Source organism: Priestia sp. FSL W8-0001 (assembly GCF_038050335.1).
GTDB lineage: Bacteria > Bacillota > Bacilli > Bacillales > Bacillaceae_H > Priestia > Priestia flexa.
In genome coordinates this window covers 2,663,318-2,682,921 of the sequence record NZ_JBBPAL010000001.1, presented here as the reverse complement: position 1 = coordinate 2,682,921, position 19,604 = coordinate 2,663,318, and the positions used below count along the sequence as shown (strand labels likewise).

Annotated in this window: 18 protein-coding genes and 1 riboswitch; of the genes, 13 read left to right on the top strand and 5 right to left on the bottom strand. The window is 37.7% G+C overall.

Going from position 1 to position 19,604, the window contains the following annotated elements; genetic code table 11:
* Positions 1 to 5: 5 nt before the first annotated feature.
* A complete protein-coding gene (locus tag MKZ18_RS14305; RefSeq protein WP_025908497.1) occupies positions 6 to 578 on the top strand; it encodes a YpmS family protein in 573 nt (190 codons plus the stop codon).
* A 45-nt stretch (positions 579 to 623) separates the two neighbouring features.
* Here MKZ18_RS14305 and MKZ18_RS14300 read toward each other — a convergent pair whose 3' ends face one another.
* Positions 624 to 1,379: a DUF4397 domain-containing protein gene (locus MKZ18_RS14300; RefSeq protein ID WP_061785105.1), complete on the bottom strand. Its 756-nt coding sequence runs from the start codon at positions 1,377 to 1,379 to the stop codon at positions 624 to 626.
* 302 nt (positions 1,380 to 1,681) lie between these two features.
* Here MKZ18_RS14300 and MKZ18_RS14295 point away from each other — a divergent pair, with 302 nt between their 5' ends.
* From MKZ18_RS14295 to MKZ18_RS14280, 4 genes are all read left to right on the top strand, one after another.
* Positions 1,682 to 2,092, top strand: a complete 411-nt coding sequence (locus MKZ18_RS14295; RefSeq protein WP_025908495.1) for a hypothetical protein — start codon at positions 1,682 to 1,684, stop codon at positions 2,090 to 2,092.
* Between the two features lie 87 nt (positions 2,093 to 2,179).
* The gene (locus MKZ18_RS14290) at positions 2,180 to 2,320 is read left to right on the top strand and encodes a YjcZ family sporulation protein (protein ID WP_076512731.1); all 141 of its coding nucleotides are present in this window, start codon (positions 2,180 to 2,182) and stop codon (positions 2,318 to 2,320) included.
* Between the two features lie 158 nt (positions 2,321 to 2,478).
* The gene (locus tag MKZ18_RS14285) at positions 2,479 to 3,876 is read left to right on the top strand and encodes an ATP-binding protein (RefSeq protein ID WP_144594294.1); all 1,398 of its coding nucleotides are present in this window, start codon (positions 2,479 to 2,481) and stop codon (positions 3,874 to 3,876) included.
* A 198-nt stretch (positions 3,877 to 4,074) separates the two neighbouring features.
* Positions 4,075 to 5,544, top strand: a complete 1,470-nt coding sequence (locus MKZ18_RS14280) for an NAD(P)/FAD-dependent oxidoreductase (protein WP_061785107.1) — start codon at positions 4,075 to 4,077, stop codon at positions 5,542 to 5,544.
* A gap of 34 nt (positions 5,545 to 5,578) precedes the next feature.
* Here the strand turns inward: MKZ18_RS14280 and MKZ18_RS14275 are convergent, their stop codons facing one another.
* From MKZ18_RS14275 to MKZ18_RS14260, 4 genes are all read right to left on the bottom strand, one after another.
* A complete protein-coding gene (locus MKZ18_RS14275) occupies positions 5,579 to 7,489 on the bottom strand; it encodes an ABC transporter permease (RefSeq protein ID WP_061785108.1) in 1,911 nt (636 codons plus the stop codon).
* Positions 7,464 to 8,234 carry an ABC transporter ATP-binding protein gene (locus MKZ18_RS14270; protein WP_251385348.1) on the bottom strand — a complete coding sequence of 257 codons (771 nt, stop codon included), beginning with the start codon at positions 8,232 to 8,234 and terminating at the stop codon, positions 7,464 to 7,466. Before MKZ18_RS14270 ends, MKZ18_RS14275 begins: the two co-directional genes overlap by 26 nt.
* 417 nt (positions 8,235 to 8,651) lie before the next feature.
* On the bottom strand, positions 8,652 to 9,662 hold the full coding sequence (locus MKZ18_RS14265) for a sensor histidine kinase (RefSeq protein ID WP_144594352.1): 1,011 nt from the start codon (positions 9,660 to 9,662) through the stop codon (positions 8,652 to 8,654).
* On the bottom strand, positions 9,659 to 10,360 hold the full coding sequence (locus MKZ18_RS14260; protein WP_025910007.1) for a response regulator transcription factor: 702 nt from the start codon (positions 10,358 to 10,360) through the stop codon (positions 9,659 to 9,661). The genes MKZ18_RS14265 and MKZ18_RS14260 overlap by 4 nt, the downstream gene beginning before the upstream one ends.
* A 571-nt stretch (positions 10,361 to 10,931) precedes the next feature.
* A riboswitch (cyclic di-AMP (ydaO/yuaA leader) is annotated at positions 10,932 to 11,086 on the top strand.
* A 213-nt stretch (positions 11,087 to 11,299) separates the two neighbouring features.
* Here MKZ18_RS14260 and MKZ18_RS14255 point away from each other — a divergent pair.
* The 8 genes from MKZ18_RS14255 (at position 11,300) to MKZ18_RS14220 (ending at position 19,367) form a co-directional block, all read left to right on the top strand.
* Positions 11,300 to 12,526, top strand: coding sequence for a dicarboxylate/amino acid:cation symporter (locus tag MKZ18_RS14255; RefSeq protein WP_025910008.1), 1,227 nt, complete (start codon positions 11,300 to 11,302; stop codon positions 12,524 to 12,526).
* A gap of 201 nt (positions 12,527 to 12,727) precedes the next feature.
* Entirely contained in the window at positions 12,728 to 14,092 is a 1,365-nt protein-coding gene (locus tag MKZ18_RS14250; RefSeq protein WP_076512735.1) for an aspartate aminotransferase family protein, read from the top strand.
* Positions 14,085 to 14,786, top strand: coding sequence for a CoA transferase subunit A (locus tag MKZ18_RS14245; protein ID WP_025910010.1), 702 nt, complete (start codon positions 14,085 to 14,087; stop codon positions 14,784 to 14,786). Before MKZ18_RS14250 ends, MKZ18_RS14245 begins: the two co-directional genes overlap by 8 nt.
* Complete coding sequence (locus MKZ18_RS14240) at positions 14,771 to 15,433, top strand: 3-oxoacid CoA-transferase subunit B (protein WP_025910011.1); 663 nt, start codon at positions 14,771 to 14,773, stop codon at positions 15,431 to 15,433. The genes MKZ18_RS14245 and MKZ18_RS14240 overlap by 16 nt, the downstream gene beginning before the upstream one ends.
* A 12-nt stretch (positions 15,434 to 15,445) precedes the next feature.
* Positions 15,446 to 16,714, top strand: a complete 1,269-nt coding sequence (locus tag MKZ18_RS14235) for a peptidase (RefSeq protein ID WP_078989456.1) — start codon at positions 15,446 to 15,448, stop codon at positions 16,712 to 16,714.
* Positions 16,715 to 16,741: 27 nt separating this feature from the next.
* Complete coding sequence (gene ablB, locus MKZ18_RS14230; protein WP_035320758.1) at positions 16,742 to 17,578, top strand: putative beta-lysine N-acetyltransferase; 837 nt, start codon at positions 16,742 to 16,744, stop codon at positions 17,576 to 17,578.
* 92 nt (positions 17,579 to 17,670) lie between these two features.
* Positions 17,671 to 19,092: a lysine 2,3-aminomutase gene (gene ablA / locus MKZ18_RS14225; RefSeq protein WP_341344565.1), complete on the top strand. Its 1,422-nt coding sequence runs from the start codon at positions 17,671 to 17,673 to the stop codon at positions 19,090 to 19,092.
* A complete protein-coding gene (locus MKZ18_RS14220) occupies positions 19,092 to 19,367 on the top strand; it encodes a YokU family protein (RefSeq protein ID WP_025910015.1) in 276 nt (91 codons plus the stop codon). The genes ablA and MKZ18_RS14220 overlap by 1 nt, the downstream gene beginning before the upstream one ends.
* Positions 19,368 to 19,604 lie beyond the last annotated feature (237 nt).

The following is a 19,604-nucleotide window of genomic DNA, read 5'->3' as shown; positions in this document are numbered from 1 at the left end:
ATGAAATGAAGAAGTGGAAATGGTTATTTATTGGATTATTAAGCGTTAACCTTCTCTTAGCGGTTATAATCATTGGTCTTATTTTTCAACCGGCTGATGAAGTAACACCGCTGAAGTCTGGTGAAATAGAGGGAGATGCTGAACTAACGATTTTAGCTAAAAAAGAAGATTTAAATATACTTATTGATAAATACTTAAAAAGAGAGCTTAATAATCAGCCTCTTAATTACGATATCACGCTAACAGATGTTGTGCAGCTAGACGGAACCATCGAGGTTTTTGGGGACGATATTGATATTCGAATGACCTTTACTCCTGAAGTGCAAGATAATGGAGATATTGTTCTTGAACAAGAAACACTATCGATTGGAAAAATCCAGCTCCCGGTAAAAACAGTACTTCGCTATGTTAATAATAATTTTAACCTTCCTGAATGGGTGACAATTGATCCGAAGAGCGAGTCTGTATATGTGGCTCTTCAAGAGATGGAGCTTCAAACAGATTTTAATGTGAAAGTTGAGAAGTTTGACTTAGAAAATGATGATATACGAGTCAAGTTAATTTCAAAGAAAGAATAGCAAAAAAGCTCTCAGTAATAGTTTATTACTGAGAGCTTTTTTGTGTTAGCGATCTTGTGAAATTAAGGCTTCTAATGCAGGATTTCCTTGTGCGTAGCCGACAGCATAAACGGTATAAGCTCGGTTTGGACGCAGGCTGAGAGGTGGGATAGATAAAACAACATCATCTGTTCCTGCTATGCGTACATCAAGCTGTACAAACATTGGAGATAATCCTAGATATTTAGTAATTTCTTTAAACGTAACGTCAGAAAAGATCACGTCTCCACCCCGAGCAGCAATATCAACTGCTGGTGCATCAGGAGACAAATGAATAAACCTCATTTTTGTTTCGCCATCTGGAACTTTACTATCATCATAAATAAAAAGTAATTCTAGCTGATTTAAATTATTTACGGCAGCAACCGTGTATTTTTGCTTCCCTTCAAACGTAAACGACTTTGTGAGTAAAGGTTTTTCGGTTTGGCCAGCAGGATAAATTGAGATTGTGTAGCGACCCGGGTCCCCTAACGGTAAATAATCAGTTTCTTGTTTGTAAGTGAGATTCCTAATAATACGTCGGCCATTTAAATAAATATCGACGGACGGTGCATCGGGAGAAGCGTGGAAAATTCTAGCCATTGGTTTAGCTATTCGTGACCCTTGTGCATTTTTACCTGCTAAAATTGCTTGCTGCACATAATATAAATGCTTTTCGTAATAAGCAATGTGACGGGAAGGATCGCTATATTTATAGTAGTTTGATAAAAAATCATACTTCATTGCTTTTTTAATGTATTGGTCAAATGAATAATTAGCCATGCGTTCAGCTCCTCTGTTATACGGAGTAGGAAAAAGATGTCTATACGTAACCAAACATATGCTAAAACTCATAAATTATGCTGTAAAACAATTGACCAACTTTCATCTTGCTTTTAATTGAATAGAATGAAGCATAACCGTTAATGAATAATGGTTATAGGCAAAAGAGGTGAAGAGGATGAAGTTGTTTTATGAGAAGATGCTCAAAATCATGCTCATTGGATTTGGGTTCATTCTTCTATTACTGCATTTCATTGTCTTATCATTTTAGTTACTAATTTACGAAAAGGGGTGACTGCATTATGAAAGGAAGCGTGTGGTTCACCGTCTTTCGGTATGTACTTGTGTGTTATGCTGTTGTTTTCACCCTCATTGTCGCGAGTTTACTGCCGGCTCTCTTTGGATTTACTGTAACCTTACAGCAAGAAAATGGACCAGGAATTCCTAGTGGATCAGTGGTTGTGTTTCAGTCATCACAAGATATAGATACCGAAGGAGTTGTACTAGTTAATCAACAAGATTCATTAATAGTAATGAAAGCGAATAACCACTTGCCTGATGAAAGCATAATGGGAGTGTATTCTTATCATCTTCCATATGTAGGCTTCCTACTTACAATCATGAAGCAGCACTGGGCCGTTTTTTTATTTGTAACACTTTTTTGTTTTATTCTTCTTGGAACAAAGAGCTTACAGACGAAAAAAGGAGAGTGAAAATGGGTATTCGCACATACACATCGCATTTTCAAAACATAAAGTAACAATGTGCTAAACGAATATCACGAATGAGGAGAGATTGCTATGTATAATTATGGTTGTTATGATCAATGTCAATATCCGGTTGGGGGGTATCACCACCACTGTGGGTCAGGAAATTCATTTGCATTAATTCTTGTGCTGTTTATTTTATTGGTTATTATTGGATGCAGCTGCATCTGCTAGTTTATTTAAAGAGCTCTTTTCATGCTTCGGGGTGAAAAGAGCTCTGTTTATGTAGAGAGTAAGACAATATTTTTGTTTGAAAAAATAAAAATATTTTGCCAAATGTTCTTTTTCCATATTATACTATAATTACTATCCTAATAACTGAAGGTGAATATATGGATCAAGAAAGGCTATATGAACAGCTATTTTCAATGTCGTTAACACCCATGCTTATCATGGATCTTAATGGAGAAGTTCAAGCTTTAAATGATGCTTGTGCACATCTATTTAAGAAGGAGAAAAAGCAACTTCTTTCTTCCAATGTTTTTCAGCATAGTAGTCAGTTTTTAATTAAAAAAGCTGATATTGCTCCTCTCCATAGTCATGAAGAAGAAGTGGTTGTGTTAAACAAGCAAATAAACCAACAAGTACCCGTACATATTCATATTCAGAGAATGAAAGAGCAGCCGCATCTTCTTGTTGTGCAGTGGAAAGAATTTTCTTCTAGTTTTGAAAAACAAGAGGAAGTTATTCGGAAAATGAAGCAGTACAAACAGTTTGTAAAGCAGAGTCAAGATGCTTTTATTGTCACCCAAGAAGGAAAGATTCAGTACATTAACCCCGCTGGTGTGCGCATGCTTGGAGGAACTAAAAAAGAGGACTATCTAGGACGATATTGGCTTCATTTTATTCATCCAGAACATCTAGAAATCGTTAAAAAACGAATGAATCAGCTGATGAAAGGAATGTCTATTCGTCCTCGTGCAGAAGTGAAGTTATTGACTAAGCGTGGAGTTGTGAGTATTGAATCTTCCGAAACGAAAATTAAATTTAAAGGCGAGGATGCTATTCAGTATATTATTCGTGATGTAACGGATCGGAAGAAGTATGATGAAATGGCAAGTAAATCTGAAAAACTCATGATGGTGAGCAAGCTAGCAGCGGGCGTAGCGCATGAAATAAGAAATCCATTGACTGCAGTTAAAGGGTTTGTGCAGCTATTAAATGCATCTCAGCAATATAATAAATCTTATCATGATATTATGCTAGAAGAGCTGAATCGCGTTGAATCAATTATCCAAGAATTTTTAACGTTAGCAAAACCTAAAAGTGAGCATCCTTTTAAGAAAAAGAGCCTTCACCAAATTTTAAGTCATGTAACGTTATTGCTTACTACTCATGCAAACTATAAGAATAGTGAAATCAAAAGCTTTCTCGAAGGGGATATTGAAATTCTCTGTGAAGAAAATGCATTAAAGCAAGTATTCATAAATCTTATTCAAAATTCATTGGAATCGATGGATAAAGGCGTGGTAACGGTTAGAACAGAAAAACGAAATGGATATGGCGTAGTAACAATTGAAGATCAGGGTTGCGGAATAGACGAACAATCATTAGCTCGTTTAGGAGAACCGTTCTTTTCTACAAAGCAAACGGGAACGGGTTTAGGGCTAATGGTTAGCTATCAAATTATTGAACAACATCAGGGGCATATTTCATTTACAAGTCAAATAGGAGTGGGCACAAAAGTTGAAATTGCGATTCCGCATGTAAAAGAGCCAGTGAATGTATAGTAGCAGTACTATTTATTCGCTGGTTTTTTTATTTGTGCGTAAAAGGCGAATGTTATATTTTTAATTTTTTGTAATGTTCGTGTTTATTGTTGACGTAAGCGTTTTTGTCTGATATAGTATCAAATGGCTAGAAGATAACCGAATAATAAATAAAAAACGGTTGATGAAAAATAAAAAGGTTAACGGGGGAATGTATCGATGAATCAAAACTATGATGTAATTGTTGTAGGAGCAGGCCCAGCTGGAATTTTTACTTGTTATGAATTAACGCTAAAACTACCTGAAGCAAAAGTGTTGTTAATTGATAAAGGACACGATATTTACCGAAGAAATTGTCCGATTCTTCAGAAAAAAATTGTGAAATGTCCGCCGGCGAATAATAAAAAAGATTTTGCAGGCTGTTTGCCCGCTTGTTCAATTACCAATGGATTTGGTGGAGCAGGCGCATATTCAGATGGGAAATTCAATATTACAAGTGAATTTGGGGGATGGATGACGGATTATCTCCCTGAATCACAGGTGGTAGATTTAATTAAATACGTAGATGAAATTAACTTAAAGCACGGGGCAACAGATTCGATTACAGACCCGTTAACTGATAAAGTACGTGAAATTGAAAAACGGGGCTACGCAGCAGGCTTAAAACTACTGCGTGCGCAAGTTCGTCACTTAGGGACGGAACAAAATTTAGAAATTTTGAAAAGCATTTATGAATATTTAAAAGAACGCATCGACATGCAGTATAAAACAGAAGTTGCTGATTTTGTTACAGAGAAAATTGATGGGAAGCACATTGTACGCGGAATTGAGCTTAAAAATGGGGAAATGCTAACTGCTGATAAAGTGGTAGTATCTCCAGGGCGAGATGGTTCAAAATGGCTGACTGACTTATTAAAAAAACGTCGATTAAAAATGATTAACAACCAAGTTGATATTGGCGTTCGTGTTGAGACTTCAGATATCGTAATGGAAGAGATTAATAAGCATCTATACGAAGGTAAATTCATTTATAATACATCAGTTGGTACGCGAGTAAGAACGTTCTGTAGCAACCCCTCAGGACATGTAGTTGTTGAGAATCATTCTGGAATCATGCTTGCAAACGGCCACGCTTATAAAGACCCGAAGCTTGGAAGTAAGAATACGAACTTTGCGCTGCTTGTATCTCATAAATTCTCAGAACCGTTTGATCAACCAAATGAATATGCACATGAAGTATCAAGATTAGCAAATATGCTATCAAATGGGGGATTAGTTGTACAGAAGTACGGTGATATTCTAAAAGGTCGTCGCTCCACACCAGCTCGTATTAAAGAAGGTTTCTTAGAGCCAACGTTAAAAGAAGCAGTCCCAGGAGATCTTGGGCTTGTTCTTCCTTATAACACAATGAAGAGTCTAATTGAAATGACGGAAGCATTAGATCATGTAACGCCAGGCTTAGCTTCTGAACACACGCTTTTTTACGGAGTAGAAGCGAAGTTTTACTCTGCACGTCCAAAACTAACGGATCGCTTTGAAACAGAGATTTCAGGCTTATATGTTGGAGGAGACGGAGCCGGCATCACGCGAGGATTAGCTCAGGCAAGTGCTTGTGGCGTATGGGTGGCACGAGATATTGTTGAAAAATTAAAAGATGAAAAAAGAAAAGAACAGCCAGCAATGGTATAAGAAAAAGCGGACGCATAGGGTCCGCTTTTTTTATTTACATAATAGCTTTTTTAATATGTTTTAAATAACGGAAGCGAATGAATAAGAAATACACTACTTGAACAGCTCCAAATCCAAGCAGAACGACTGCAGTTTCCTTAACAACTGAGAATTCAAATAAGCCTTGAAGAGCTTTAAACGCAAACACGCTGTGTACAAACGCTACAAGAATGGGAACAAAAAATAATAAAACAAGCTGAGGCGTAATAATTTTATTGAGCTCAGACTTAGTTAAACCAACTTTTGCAATCATTTGATACTGGCGTTTATCATAGTCAAGGTCTGTATACAAACGGAAGTATAAAAAGCTTCCTGCTGCAATGAAGAAGACACAGCCGACTAAAAGTGCCACGAAAAGAGCAGTGCGATACATTTCCATCATCATATTGTAATCATATCCAGCTGATGAGAAATAGAAAGCTGGATCACTCGTATAATTCCCAGTATAAATGCCGTCTTCTCCGTTATATAAACTTAAGCCAATGTCTTTTGTTTCGACCCAATCTTTAGTTGCAAATCCGTAATAGTGAGTTGTTGACGTAGGGTTTTTAATTTGTTTATAAAGCTCATTTGGAATGACGTACAAATCATAGCCGATCATTCCAGAAGAAAAGTAAGGTGCATCAATAATTTTTGTTGCGTTGAATGTTAGATTGCTTTCACTTAAAGTAATGGGTTTCATCTTTTCATCTAAAAACGTATTATAAGTGACTGTGCTCACATAATGACCTTCATTTTCTTTTAACTTAAGTGGTTTTTCACGAGCTGCAATAGCCATCGCATTATAATCAGACAAGGAGATAAGCTCAACTTTTTTATTCGTTTCTTTTCCTGTTTGTTCGATTAACGTTACTTTGATTTCATTATATGATAAGTCGTTTTTATTAAAATCATCTCGAATGGCTTGTACCTGTGCTTTTTCGCTCGGGTTTTGATCCGATGATTGATAGACAACGGGAATTTGAGCACGTTCGTCGAATAGCTTTTTTGAGCCTCCCATCGCCGATAAGGTTCCAATTGCACAAAAAGCAACGGTTGATACGATTGTTACCATGAAAAACATACGAGCGTTATCTTTCATTCTGTAAGCTAAATCTGAAATGGTAATAAGACGAGTATGATTCCAGTAAAAGCGCTTGTTTTTCTTGAACATTTTTAATAAGAAAACACTTAGCTGCGTATAGAAAAAATAAGTTCCCACAATCGTCATAAGGATAACGATAAAAAAGCGATAGCCAATATTATACATGTTTGCTGTCCACGCTAAGTAATAGCCGCCAATTAATAAACCAGCAGCCAGTAATGATAAAATAATAGAGGTTTTAGGTTCAGGCTTTGGTTTTGATGTAGACTGAAACAAATCTAACAGTTTGTTTGTGCGTACAAAAACGCTTGTGAAAAATGAAATAACAAGAAATAAAACGGTAAATGCAGCTATTGTTAAGGCGAGTGCTTCCCAAGGAACTAAAAACGAAAGGGGTTTTTCCATGCCAATAACGTAAGATCCAACCATTAAGTAGAGCTTGCCGAGAAGCATTCCAACAAGAATTCCCGTAATGATGGCTGAAAAACCAATGATCATGTTTTCTAAAAAAATCATGGTGTTTAGCTGACGTTTAGACATTCCATGCATAATAAAAATTCCAAATTCACGCTTGCGAGACTTTAAAAATGCGCTGACAGAATACAGGACGAAGAAAAACGAAAATACATAGATAATATATTCAGCCGCCGTCATGCCCTTTTTTGCCATTTCTTTTGTTACACCTTCTGTGACCCCAGGATGAAAAATAAACATTGCATAAAGAAAAAAAACGGCTACAGAAAAGGCGCTGCTTAAAAAGTAAGCTGCATACGTACGCTTATTACGCATCACGTTTTTAAATGCGAGTTGTCGAAAGCTCATGTGCGTCTCCTCCTAAAACTGATAGCATATCAATAATTTGCTGATAAAAAGCTTGACGATTATTTCCGCGGTAAATTTCGTTATAAAGCTGTCCGTCTTTAATGAAAATTACGCGATTGCAATAGCTAGCTGCGTGCGCATCATGAGTAACCATCATCATTGTTGCGCGTTCTTGTTCATTTAAATGCTGCAGGGTTTCCATCACATCTTTAGATGCTTTGGAATCTAAGTTTCCAGTTGGCTCATCAGCCAAGATAAGCTGTGGATGGTGGATAATTGCTCGGGCAATGGCGGCTCGTTGCATTTGTCCGCCTGAAATTTCGTACGTGCGCTTTTTTAAGATATGTTCAATGCCGAGTTTACTAGTAATAGCAGCTACTCTCTTGGCCATTTCGGAGCTTTTTACTTTGTCTAAAGCAAGCGGTAAAATAATATTTTCTTCAACAGTTAATGTATCTAATAAATTAAAGTATTGGAAGACAAACCCGAGCTCGCGGCGTCTAAAAAGTGCAATCTCTTTTTTCTTAAGTTGATGAGGATTGCGGTTGTTAATGATTACTTCTCCAGCCGTCGGTGAATCAATGGTAGAAACCATATTGAGCAGGGTTGTTTTCCCGCTTCCGGACGGCCCCATAATGCCAACAAATTCTCCTTTTTCAATTGAAAAGTTAACGCCTTCTAAGGCTTTGTAAGAAACGTTTCCTTTATATACTTTTGTTAAGTTATTGACTTGTAAAATAGGCATAGTCAAACTCCTTTGTAAATGTTTTTTCTTTATAGCCCTATCTTATTGAAATTTGATCTAACGTGCCATGTACTAAGCTTACAGGAATCTTACACTTTTGTAAGAAAGCAAGAGAAGAGGCTGGGACATAAGTAATTCAGCCAATGATAAACCTGAACGATTGAGAGTTTTTCACTTTTAATCGTTCAGGTTTTTTGGTTGATTGTGAAAACAATGTTGGAAACAGGGTGGAATGGAGCGTAGGACACTCGACTCCTGCGGGAAAGAGAGGGAAAACTGAGATCCCGCAGCGCAGCGAGGAAGCTCAGGTTCCTCCCCGCGGAAAGCGAGTGGCCGTAGCGCAATGGAACGAACGTGTTCAGACAAACCAAAAAGATTGGAACAGCTATTGTTCGTCTCTTAGAAGCAATCATTTTGTTATGTCCCAAACTCTTCTTGGGTACGAGCGATATTTTGTTGAAAAATTAAGCGTATGGTAGTTCCTTGTCCTTCTTTTGATTCAAGCTCTATCTGATGGTGGAGCTGTTTACAAATTTCTTTTACGAGATAGAGCCCCATCCCTGTAGATTCTTGATATTTCCGACCGTTTTCTCCAGTGAAATAGGGATCGAACACCCGCTTTAGGTCTTGTGATGGAATACCTATTCCTTGATCTTTTACTTCTAATATAACCTGTCTACCTCTTTCAAATGCTGAAATGGTGATGCTTTGATTAATTCCAGCAGAATAGCGGACGGCATTAGTAATAAGCTGTGAACAGGCAAAGTGAATCCACTTTTCATCAGAAGCGACGATGTACTGGGGCGGAACGTTAACTGTTGGAAATACGCGGTTTCGAATAAAAAAGCGTTTATAACTCGAAATAAGGCTAGTTACAACTTTATGTAGAGAAACACTTTCCGCTTGAAAATCATGAGTGAAATCATTCAATCTCGATGTATATAATACAGTCTCTAATCCTTTTTGAATTCGCTCCATTTCATCTTGAATGCTCATAAAGATAGGTTCATCTTCATTTTGAATCATAAGGTGAATAACAGATACAGGAGTTTTCATTTGATGAACCCACTGATTCATAAATGTAATATGTTGATTAAGCTTATTTTGATAGTGATACATTTCATTATGAAAGCTTCGAAATTGACTCTCCAGCAGTTCTTTTAACGCTTCTGAAAGCGGAGACTCCTCTTCAGACAATATGCTGTCTTCTGACTTATGTAAGGGATTTGACAGGTGTTTATAAAATGTTTTGTTTGTATAGTAGCGATAGCATAAATAAGTGATGTAGATAACGGTGCTGATTAAAATAGCATAAAGAACAGTAAAAATGTCTCGAAAACCATCTAACGCAAAAATCGTACATACTAAACCCAATTGGATAAGATAAAAAAATGTAAGAGGAAGATGTTCTTTAAAAAACAGCTTCATGCTTTATTTTCCTCTTGAATCCGCAGCATATAGCCTGTACCTCTAATTGTTTCAATCGCTTTTTCGATACCAACATCCCCTAGTTTTTTACGCGTACGCGTCATGTAGACATTTAGAGTATTATCATCAACAAAAAGCTGGTCGTCCCAAATTTTTTCGAGTAATCGATCTCTGCTAACAACTCTTTCTGCTTTATCTAACAATGTTTCAATGAGCTTGCTTTCTGTTTGGCTAAGCTCAACTTCTTTGCTTTGGTAGCGTAATAGTAACCTTTCAGGATATAAAGTTAAGCCGGCGTGCTCTACAATTCGCTCCTGGTTAGTAGGTGCATAGGACCCGTATGCGCGTCGTAGTTGGCTATTTACCTTGGCAATCGCGACGTCGTAGTCAAAAGGCTTGGTTAAATAATCATCTGCTCCACTTTCTAACGCCATCACTTGGTCCATTTTTCCATCGCGTGCTGAGATGAAAATGATAGGGCAAGTGGAAAGAGTACGGATTTGTCTGCACCAATAAAAGCCATCATATTTTGGTAAATTCACATCCAATAAGACAAGGTTAGGGTGGTGCTTTTGAAAATCATCAAGTACATCTGTAAATGACGTAACGATATGTACGAGTAAATTATATTTTTCAAGATGTTCTTTTAATAAAGAAGCAATTTTTTGATCATCTTCTACAATTAAGACGGTAAACATGGTTAGGACTCTCCTCTATAGATAAAAATCAATATATTGTTCTTTATAGTTTATCAAAAAGAAAGGGGAGATTGAAATGGATTTTAGAAAAAAATGTAATTTATGAAATTGCTCGCCAAAAAAGTAAAGTTTAAATTAGCTAAACTTAATTATGGTGAAATTCAGAAAAAAACATTTACATATATACATTAAACCAGTATAAAATATGAATATAAAAATGATAATGCTTACAATTATTGTATAAAAATAATATTTAATGAATATTAATTATTTTATTTTAAATGTTATAAAATGGATTTCTTCTTTATGTGTTTAGTATTACTATACAATTTGTTAGTTGTTATTGGTATGAGGTGCTATTTTAAGTTGGAATGTCATTTGGTAAAGAGTAGTTTAGTTTATAACGAACATAAATACGAATATAAAATATACATAAAATGTGATAAAATATGACATGAAAATAAAAAAAACGACAGTGTTTTGAATTTTTTTTGTATATTATCTTGACAAAGTGATAGGAAATGAATTTTAATAAAGAAGTAAGTTATTGCAGTTTAAAACTATTACATCAAAATAACAGTTGCTTAATTTCAGATTGAAAGAAAGCGGGGGACCCAAATTTGTGCAGACAAGCACTAGGGGTGAATCTTAACTTAATAGTTAAGTAGGGTAACTCACATACCCGAATCCGACAGCTAACCTCGTCAGCATTTTGTGGGAGAGTACATGGAAGGTTTGAAAACCAGAGAGGGCTCTCATGGTTTTTTTTGTACACTTTTTTCGATGATTTTAAAAAAAAGCAGCTGGAGCTCATTCTATTCTGAAAATTTCAAAAATAATATAAATTAAAAGTAGTTATTCTTTTTGGAATATTCAACTTGTTAATCTTGGTAGTTATTAAATTAATAATATAATTTGTTTATATGAGGGGGTCCATCAATGAAACTATCAACAAAGATTATCATTGCACTAATTATTGGTGCTGTTGTAGGTGTCTTGTTAAATACGTTTTCACCAGGGACGTTTACAACACTAGATAAATATTTATTTACGCCGCTTGGGCAAATCTTTTTAAATCTTATTAAGATGCTTGTTGTACCGATTGTCTTTTTCTCAATTGTACTTGGCGTTGCAGGTTTGGGAGATCCGAAGAAACTTGGCCGCATCGGCGGTAAAACAATTGGTTACTTTTTAATTACGACAACAATTGCTATTACAATTGCTATTATCTTAGCATTTATTATTAAGCCAGGCACAGTTGGGACATTCGACACAGCAAATGCTTCCTTTGAAGCACAAGAAGCACCTCCTGTAGGTGAAACATTACTAAACATGATTCCTACTAACCCAGTTCTAGCAATGACTGAAGGAAACATGCTTCAAATTATCGTATTCTCAATCTTTATTGGATTTGGAATTACGATGTTAGGTAATAAAGCAAAAGGACTATATAACATTATCGATCAAGGTAATGAGCTTATGATGTACCTTGTAAACTTAGTGATGAAGTTTGCTCCATACGGTACGTTTGGTTTAATCGCAACTGCGGTTGGTAGCCAAGGATGGGGAGCGATTAAAGCAATGGGGCTTTACATGTCAGTAGTTGTGCTTGCGCTATTTGTTCACGCTATCTTAACGTACGGTGGATCTATAGCGCTGTTAGCAAAGCGCAACCCAATTGAGTTCTTTAAAGGCTTTGCACCAGCTATGACTGTTGGTTTTAGTACATCAAGCAGTAATGCGACGTTGCCAATTGCAATGAACGTAGCTCAGAAAAATCTTCGTGTACCGGAATCCATCAGTAGTTTTGTTCAGCCATTAGGTGCAACAATTAACATGGATGGAACAGCAATTATGCAAGGGGTAGCAACTGTTTTCATCGCTCAGGTGTACGGAGTAGATTTATCATTCAGTGCACTAATTACAGTTGTTGTAACAGCAGTTCTTGCAAGTATTGGAACAGCGGGTGTTCCAGGTGTTGGACTTATCATGTTAGCGATGGTACTTTCAGCAGTTGGCTTACCAGTAGAAGGTATCGCATTAATCATCGGTATTGACCGCTTGCTTGATATGATTCGTACATCGGTTAACATTACAGGGGATGCTGCGTGTGCAGTAATTGTTGCCGAGTCTGAAGCAAGAAGAGCTGAAAAAGCAGGAGCTTAATGTAATGCATTAACCAGTAGGGGATGACTGGAGAATGACAAACAAAGGATTTCTGATACGATAAAAAGGCTCACTCTTTACGTTTAAACGTAAGGAGTGAGCCTTTTTCTGTTTTAGTGAAAACAATCCTTTTTACTTAGCAAAAACAGTGTCCATATGGCATAGAATCTAATAGAAGTCTGCTGACAAGGAGGAATCGCGATGAATGATAAGTCTTTATCGAACTTGATCAAACCACTGTTAAACGCTTGGTATCCTACGATTTCTCACGGAACGGGAGTTTATTTGTATGACGTGGAAGGCAAAAAATATTTAGATGGATCATCTGGTGCCGTGACAGCAAACGTTGGACATGGTGTTCAAGAGATTATTGATAAAATGAATGACCAAGCAAAAAAAGTTGCGTTTGTCTATCGCTCTCAGTTTACAAGTGAACCTGCTGAAAGCTTAGCAGCACGGCTCTGTGAACTGAGCAATCATCATTTTCAGTTTGTGTTTTTTGTTAATAGCGGGACAGAAGCAACAGAAACCGCAATGAAAATGGCTATTCAGCATTGGCAGGAAAAAGGGAAGCCTCAAAAAATAAAAGTGTTATCAAGATGGATGAGTTATCACGGCATTACGATTGGTGCTTTGTCCATGTCAGGGCATGCGGGTAGAAGAAAAAGATTTGTACCTTTACTAGAAGAATACCCTTCTGTTTCACCACCTTATTGCTATCGATGTCCATTTGAAAAAACGTATCCATCCTGTGATTTAGCGTGTGCAAACGAACTCGAAAGAGTCATTAAGCGTACAGGAAGCGAGCAAATTGCTGCTTTTATTACGGAGCCTATCATTGGAGCAGCTGGAGCAGCTATAACGCCACCTGATGGATATTACGAGCGAATTCGAGAGATTTGCGATAAATATGATGTTTTATGGATTGTAGATGAAGTGATGACGGGGATGGGGCGTACAGGAAAGGTCTTTGCTTATGAACATTGGAAAGCCAAGCCGGATCTTTTGACTCTTGGTAAAGGTTTAAGTGCTGGATATACTCCAATTGCAGCAACAGTTGCTACTAAAAGCGTACTAGCGCCCGTATTAAATGGATCTAATCTCATTATGAGTGGGCATACATTAAGTGCAAATCCGCTTTCTTCAGCCGTTGCGTTGGCCGTGCTGGATTATATACAGAATCATTCTTTAATAGAAGCAGTGGAGAGTAAGGGAGCATATTTATATGCGAAGCTTAAGAGCTTGCAACAGCAAGTAAACATTATCGGAGATATACGAGGGAAAGGGTTATTGCTAGGATTAGAGCTTGTTCAAAACCTGAATTCTAAAGCTTCATTTCCTTCATCGTTTGAATTAACGTCTAGGGTTATTCAAAAAGCTCAAGATAAAGGCCTTTTATTATACCCATCTCAAGCTGGAGAAGATGGAGTAGAAGGAGACGGAATTATTATTTCACCTCCATATACTATTACGTCACACGAAATTGATGAGCTGGTGGGATTATTAACTGTGACGATGGTTGAGATTGAAAAAGAACTGGGGGGAGAGGAAGAGAAAAATGAATAATCTTCAAAATAGGTTTCATAAAATGATTAAAAGCACAGATGTTATGAGCTATGTTCAAAATGATATGACAATCATGTTTGGAGGGTTTGGAGGGGTAGGTACAGCTCCTACTGTAATTGAAGAAATTTTAAAAAGTGATGTTAACGGGTTAACGCTTATTTGTAATGATGCAGGTTTCCCAACCATTGGTGTAGGAAAGCTTGTATGTGAACAGCGAATTAAAAAGCTCATTGCTTCGCACATTGGTTCGAATCCGGTTGCTGGTAAACAGATGAACGATGGAATACTAGAAGTAGAATTTTCTCCTCAAGGAACGCTTGTTGAGAGAATTCGAGCAGCCGGAGTGGGCATCGGTGGGGTATTAATTGATGTGGGGATTGAAACTGACGTAATTTGTGTGGGAAAGCAAATGATCACTCTATCAGGCAAAACGTTTTTAGTTGAGACGCCGTTAGAAGCAGATGTATCGATTGTTTACGCTAAGAAAGCAGATGAATTTGGAAACTTGCTGTATGATAAAAGCGCTCGTAATACGAATCCGCTTGTAGCTATGGCTGGAAAAGTAACGATTGCTGAAGTAGAAGAAATTGTCCCATTAGGTGAACTTAATCCTGATTCAATTATGACTCCAGGTGTATTTGTAAACTATATTGTACAGTCAAAAGGGGTGAATTGGAAATGGGTTTGGGAATAGATAATCGTCATCGAATTGCTAAGAGAGCTGCTCAGGAAATTGAAAATGGAATGATTGTAAATCTAGGTATTGGAATTCCATCGCTTATTCCAAACTATGTTCCTTCGGCGATAGCGGTTATGTTTCATGCGGAAAATGGAATTGTTGGAATCGGTCCTTCTCCATTGGAAGGGCAAGAAGATGAAAATGCTTGCAATGCAGCGGGTTATCCTATTACTACGCTTTCAGGGTCTTCCTATTGTGATAGTGCAATTGCTTTTGGAATGATTCGAAAAGGATACGTTGATATGACTATTCTAGGAGCGCTAGAAGTCAGTGAACAAGGGGATTTGGCAAATTGGATTGTACCAGGAAAGCGAGTACCTGGTATGGGAGGAGCGATGGAATTAGCGCAAAAGGTTAAGAAAGTTGTTGTGCTAATGAATCATACCAATAAAAATGGTGAACCAAAGCTTGTGAAAACGTGCTCTTTACCTCTTACTGCTAAGCGCTGCGTGGATTTAATCATTACGGACCGAGCTGTCTTAAAAATAGAGAAAAATCACTTGCTTTTAATAGAAGTAATGTCTCCTTATACTGTGGAAGATGTGCTGCAAGCAACTGATGCAACAGTAGAGCTGAGCGATAGCATCAAAATAATTCCCTAAGGAGGTTGAGATATGACAAATTGGCAAGGGGAAATTCAGAGCTGGTTGACGGAACATAAATATGAAATAGTTCGGTTGTTGCAACGTTTTGTACAGGAAGCAAGCGTCCAAAGAGATGAAAAATATGTTCAGGCGATTGTGATTGAAAAGCTAAGACAGCTTCAGTTAACCATTGACATATGGGAACCGGATATTAAAGAACTGCGTAAAAATGAAGCATTTGTCTCTACTCGAACTAACTTTCAAGATAGTCCTAATGTAGTAGGTACCTTAAAAGGAAGAGGAGGAGGGAAATCTATTCTATTAAACGGTCATATTGACGTGGTACCAGCAGGAGATTTAGCACACTGGAGAGACGAACCGTATAGTGGAATGGTAAGAGACGGTAACGTATATGGACGAGGAAGTACAGATATGAAAGGAGGAAATGTAGCTCTTCTTTTTGCTATTCAAGCGTTACAAGAGCTCGGTGTTTTATTAAAAGGTGACGTTATCTTTCAAAGTGTAATTGAAGAAGAAAGTGGAGGAGCGGGTACGCTTGCCTGTGTGTTAAGGGGGTATAAAGCAGATGGAGCAATCATTCCTGAGCCTACAAGCATGAAAATCTTCTCTAAGCAACAAGGTTCGATGTGGTTTCGTTTAACCATACATGGTCGATCTGCTCACGGAGGTACAAGATATGAAGGAGTGAGTGCAATTGAGAAAGCAATGCTTCTTATTGAGCATCTCCAGCAGCTAGAGAAAAATCGCAATGCTCGCATTGTTGATCCGTTGTACAAAAATACGCCCATCCCTGTGCCAATTAACATAGGCACGATAAAAGGCGGATCGTGGCCGTCTTCAGTTGCAGATGAGGTGATAATTGAAGGGAGAATTGGGGTAGCACCTCATGAAAAGATGAAGGATGTGAAGGAAGAAGTAGAAGAATGGTTGAAAAAAATTAGCGTGCAAGATTCTTGGTTTGATTTTCACCCTGTGGATTTAGAGTGGTTTGGAGCGCATTGGCTGCCAAATGAGTTAGATACACAGCACCCCCTTATTTCATCTCTCTCTCAAAGCTATGAGCGAGCAATGGGTCACCCTCCTACTATTGAAGCGTCACCTTGGGGAACGGATGGAGGGATTTTATCTCAGGTTGGTAAGATTCCAACAGTTGTTTTTGGTCCAGGAGTTACGGAAGTTGCTCACTTTCCAAACGAATATATTTCTATTGAATCTGTTATAAAAGCCACTGAAATTATTGCTCTTACTATTATTGATTGGTGTGAAATTGCCGACTGATAAAGGAGGGGAAGCAATTTGATTGAAGTGAATAGACGGGACTTCAGCGCGCTGTGCATACAAGACTCTTTTAATAAAAGACTTCGAATTGAGGATTACCGAGGGAATATTTCTAGCATGATTTACTATATAAAGAGAGAGCTGAATAAGCACCAGTTAGAAAAGGTAATTATAAAGTCTCGCTACGAACAAGTTCAAAGCTGGTTGCAACATGGGTACCGTTTGGAAGCCACCATTCCATCTTATTTTAATGGAAGCACTGCTTACTTAATGACTTTTTATGAAAGCCAAGAGCGACAAGTGCACAATCATTATGCAAAAGAAAATAATCTACTTCAAAAAGTCCAGTTATTACCGCTAAAGTGCCCAGAAACATTGTTGTCACCTTACAAATTAAGGAAAGCTATAAAGAGTGACGCCAAACAGCTAGTAACATTATATAAAACGGTATTTACTATTTATCCATCTCCCTTACATGATCTAGTCTACGTTCAAAGCATGTTAGAAGACGGAACACCTTTCTTTATTGTTGAATATGAAGAAAAAATTGTAAGCGCAGCTGCTGCAGAAATTAATACGCTTTATAATAATGCAGAATTAACAGATTGTGCCACCCTTCCATCTCATCGCTCGCTTGGCTTAATGAAGCATTTGATGGTTGAAATAGAGAGAGAATTGAAAAAGAAGTATGTTTATTGTGTATATACAATAGCTAGAGCGCTTTCATTTGGGGTGAACGCAGCTTTTCATCAGCTTGGCTATGCGTACAGTGGGAGACTTATTAACAATTGTTTGATTTCCACGGCGCTAGAAAATATGAATGTATGGTCAAAGGATTTATCAACCTTAACAAGTGAGTCTTAGGATAAGAAAGTCACATAAAATATAACCATTTACTAGGCGTTCACATATAAAGTAGTAGCACAGTCTAAATTGTAATTAAGGGAGGAGTTTTTGTGTTACATGACTTATATAAGCCGTCACGTCATTGGAAAGACATCGAACTTTGGAAAGATGTACCGGAAGAGAAGTGGAACGATTGGATTTGGCAATTAACCAATACGATTCGAACGCTTGAGGATTTAAAAAAGGTCATTCATTTAACACCCGAAGAAGAAGAGGGTGTTCGAATTGCAACCAAAACGATTCCATTAAATATTACACCTTACTACGCTTGGCTAATGAACCCAGGTGACCCGCGATGTCCAATCCGCATGCAGTCTGTGCCAATTGGCCAAGAAATGCATAAAACGAGATATGATTTAGAAGATCCTTTAGAAGAAGATGAAGATTCACCTGTACCTGGGCTTACACATCGTTATCCGGACCGAGTTTTATTTCTTGTTACTAATCAGTGCTCGATGTACTGTCGTTATTGTACTCGAAGACGATTCTCAGGACAAATTGGAATGGGTGTTCCTAAAAAACAACTGGATATGGCAATTGAATATATTGCTCAAACAAAAGAAGTGCGAGATGTTCTAATATCTGGTGGGGATGGATTGCTAATTAATGATCAAATTTTGGAATATATCTTAAAAAATTTACGCGCTATTCCCCATGTTGAAATCATTCGTATTGGCACAAGGGCACCGGTTGTTTTTCCGCAACGTATTACAGAAAATTTATGCTCCATTTTAAAAAAGTACCATCCAGTCTGGCTCAATACTCACTTTAATACATCAATTGAAATTACAGAAGAAACGAAAAAAGCATGTGAAATGCTTGTAGATGCTGGAGTGCCTGTGGGCAACCAAGCAGTTATCTTATCTGGCATTAACGATAGCGTACCAATTATGAAGAAGTTAATGCATGATTTAGTGAAAATCCGTGTCAGGCCTTATTATATTTATCAATGCGATTTATCAGAAGGAATCGGTCACTTTAGAGCACCTGTATCAAAAGGCCTTGAAATTATTGAAGGGCTAAGAGGACATACGTCTGGCTATGCTGTACCTACCTTTGTAGTAGATGCTCCTGGTGGAGGCGGTAAGATTGCTATTCAACCAAACTATTTAATTAGTCAAAGTGCTGGTAAGGTTGTACTTCGAAATTTTGAAGGGGTCATTACGACTTATCCAGAACCGGAAAACTATGTCCCTAACCGAGCGGATGACTATTTTTATTCAATTTATCCAGACACGAAGCAAAAGGAATCTTCCATTGGAGTAGCAGGGTTGATGAATGAAACAAACTCAACGCTTATTCCAGAAGGTTTAGGGAGAGTAAACAGGCGTAAGTCGTATGAAGCAGATACAGCACATGCGACCCTAAAAAATAAGCGTGAAAAGCGCGACGAGTTAAAGGAGAAAAAGTTTCAAGCGCAAGCACAAAAAGAAAAAAGATTCCACTTCATCTTGAGGAGGCAAATACAATGATGGTAGAATGCGCATGGTGCGGCGAAAGCGCTGGAGAAAAAAGCGTTCATACCGCTTTTTGGGAACTTCCAGATGGAACAAGAGGCATTGAAATCACAGATGTACCTTGTATTAAATGTTCTGCCTGTGGAATGTATTATCAAGAAGAAGAAGTGATTGAAGAAATAGAAACACAGCTGCTGCTTGTAGATACAAAACTGTTGCCAAAGGTTATTTCCTATAAAGAGTTACTAGCAACACCGCGTTTGTTAAAGCGTAATTACTTTAAATTTTAATAAAGAGTTTGGGACATAACAAAATGATTGCTTCTAAAAGACGAACACTCGCTGTTCCCATCTCTTTGATTTGTCTCAACACGTTCGTTCCATTGCGCTACGGTCACTCGCTTTCCGCGGGGAGGAACCTGAGCTTCCTCGCTGCGCTGCGGGATCTCCGTTTTCCCTCTCTTTCCCGCAGGAGTCGAGTGTCCTACGCTCCATTCCACCCTGTTTCCAACATTGTTTTCACAATCA

Bases quoted from the DNA above. Each gene is read 5' to 3' on its own strand.
- MKZ18_RS14305 (WP_025908497.1), top strand. From the start codon at position 6: ATGAAGAAGTGGAAATGGTTATTTATTGGATTATTAAGCGTTAACCTT.
- MKZ18_RS14300 (WP_061785105.1), bottom strand. From the start codon at position 1,379: ATGGCTAATTATTCATTTGACCAATACATTAAAAAAGCAATGAAGTAT.
- MKZ18_RS14295 (WP_025908495.1), top strand. From the start codon at position 1,682: ATGAAAGGAAGCGTGTGGTTCACCGTCTTTCGGTATGTACTTGTGTGT.
- MKZ18_RS14290 (WP_076512731.1), top strand. From the start codon at position 2,180: ATGTATAATTATGGTTGTTATGATCAATGTCAATATCCGGTTGGGGGG.
- MKZ18_RS14285 (WP_144594294.1), top strand. From the start codon at position 2,479: ATGGATCAAGAAAGGCTATATGAACAGCTATTTTCAATGTCGTTAACA.
- MKZ18_RS14280 (WP_061785107.1), top strand. From the start codon at position 4,075: ATGAATCAAAACTATGATGTAATTGTTGTAGGAGCAGGCCCAGCTGGA.
- MKZ18_RS14275 (WP_061785108.1), bottom strand. From the start codon at position 7,489: ATGAGCTTTCGACAACTCGCATTTAAAAACGTGATGCGTAATAAGCGT.
- MKZ18_RS14270 (WP_251385348.1), bottom strand. From the start codon at position 8,234: ATGCCTATTTTACAAGTCAATAACTTAACAAAAGTATATAAAGGAAAC.
- MKZ18_RS14265 (WP_144594352.1), bottom strand. From the start codon at position 9,662: ATGAAGCTGTTTTTTAAAGAACATCTTCCTCTTACATTTTTTTATCTT.
- MKZ18_RS14260 (WP_025910007.1), bottom strand. From the start codon at position 10,360: ATGTTTACCGTCTTAATTGTAGAAGATGATCAAAAAATTGCTTCTTTA.
- MKZ18_RS14255 (WP_025910008.1), top strand. From the start codon at position 11,300: ATGAAACTATCAACAAAGATTATCATTGCACTAATTATTGGTGCTGTT.
- MKZ18_RS14250 (WP_076512735.1), top strand. From the start codon at position 12,728: ATGAATGATAAGTCTTTATCGAACTTGATCAAACCACTGTTAAACGCT.
- MKZ18_RS14245 (WP_025910010.1), top strand. From the start codon at position 14,085: ATGAATAATCTTCAAAATAGGTTTCATAAAATGATTAAAAGCACAGAT.
- MKZ18_RS14240 (WP_025910011.1), top strand. From the start codon at position 14,771: ATGGGTTTGGGAATAGATAATCGTCATCGAATTGCTAAGAGAGCTGCT.
- MKZ18_RS14235 (WP_078989456.1), top strand. From the start codon at position 15,446: ATGACAAATTGGCAAGGGGAAATTCAGAGCTGGTTGACGGAACATAAA.
- MKZ18_RS14220 (WP_025910015.1), top strand. From the start codon at position 19,092: ATGGTAGAATGCGCATGGTGCGGCGAAAGCGCTGGAGAAAAAAGCGTT.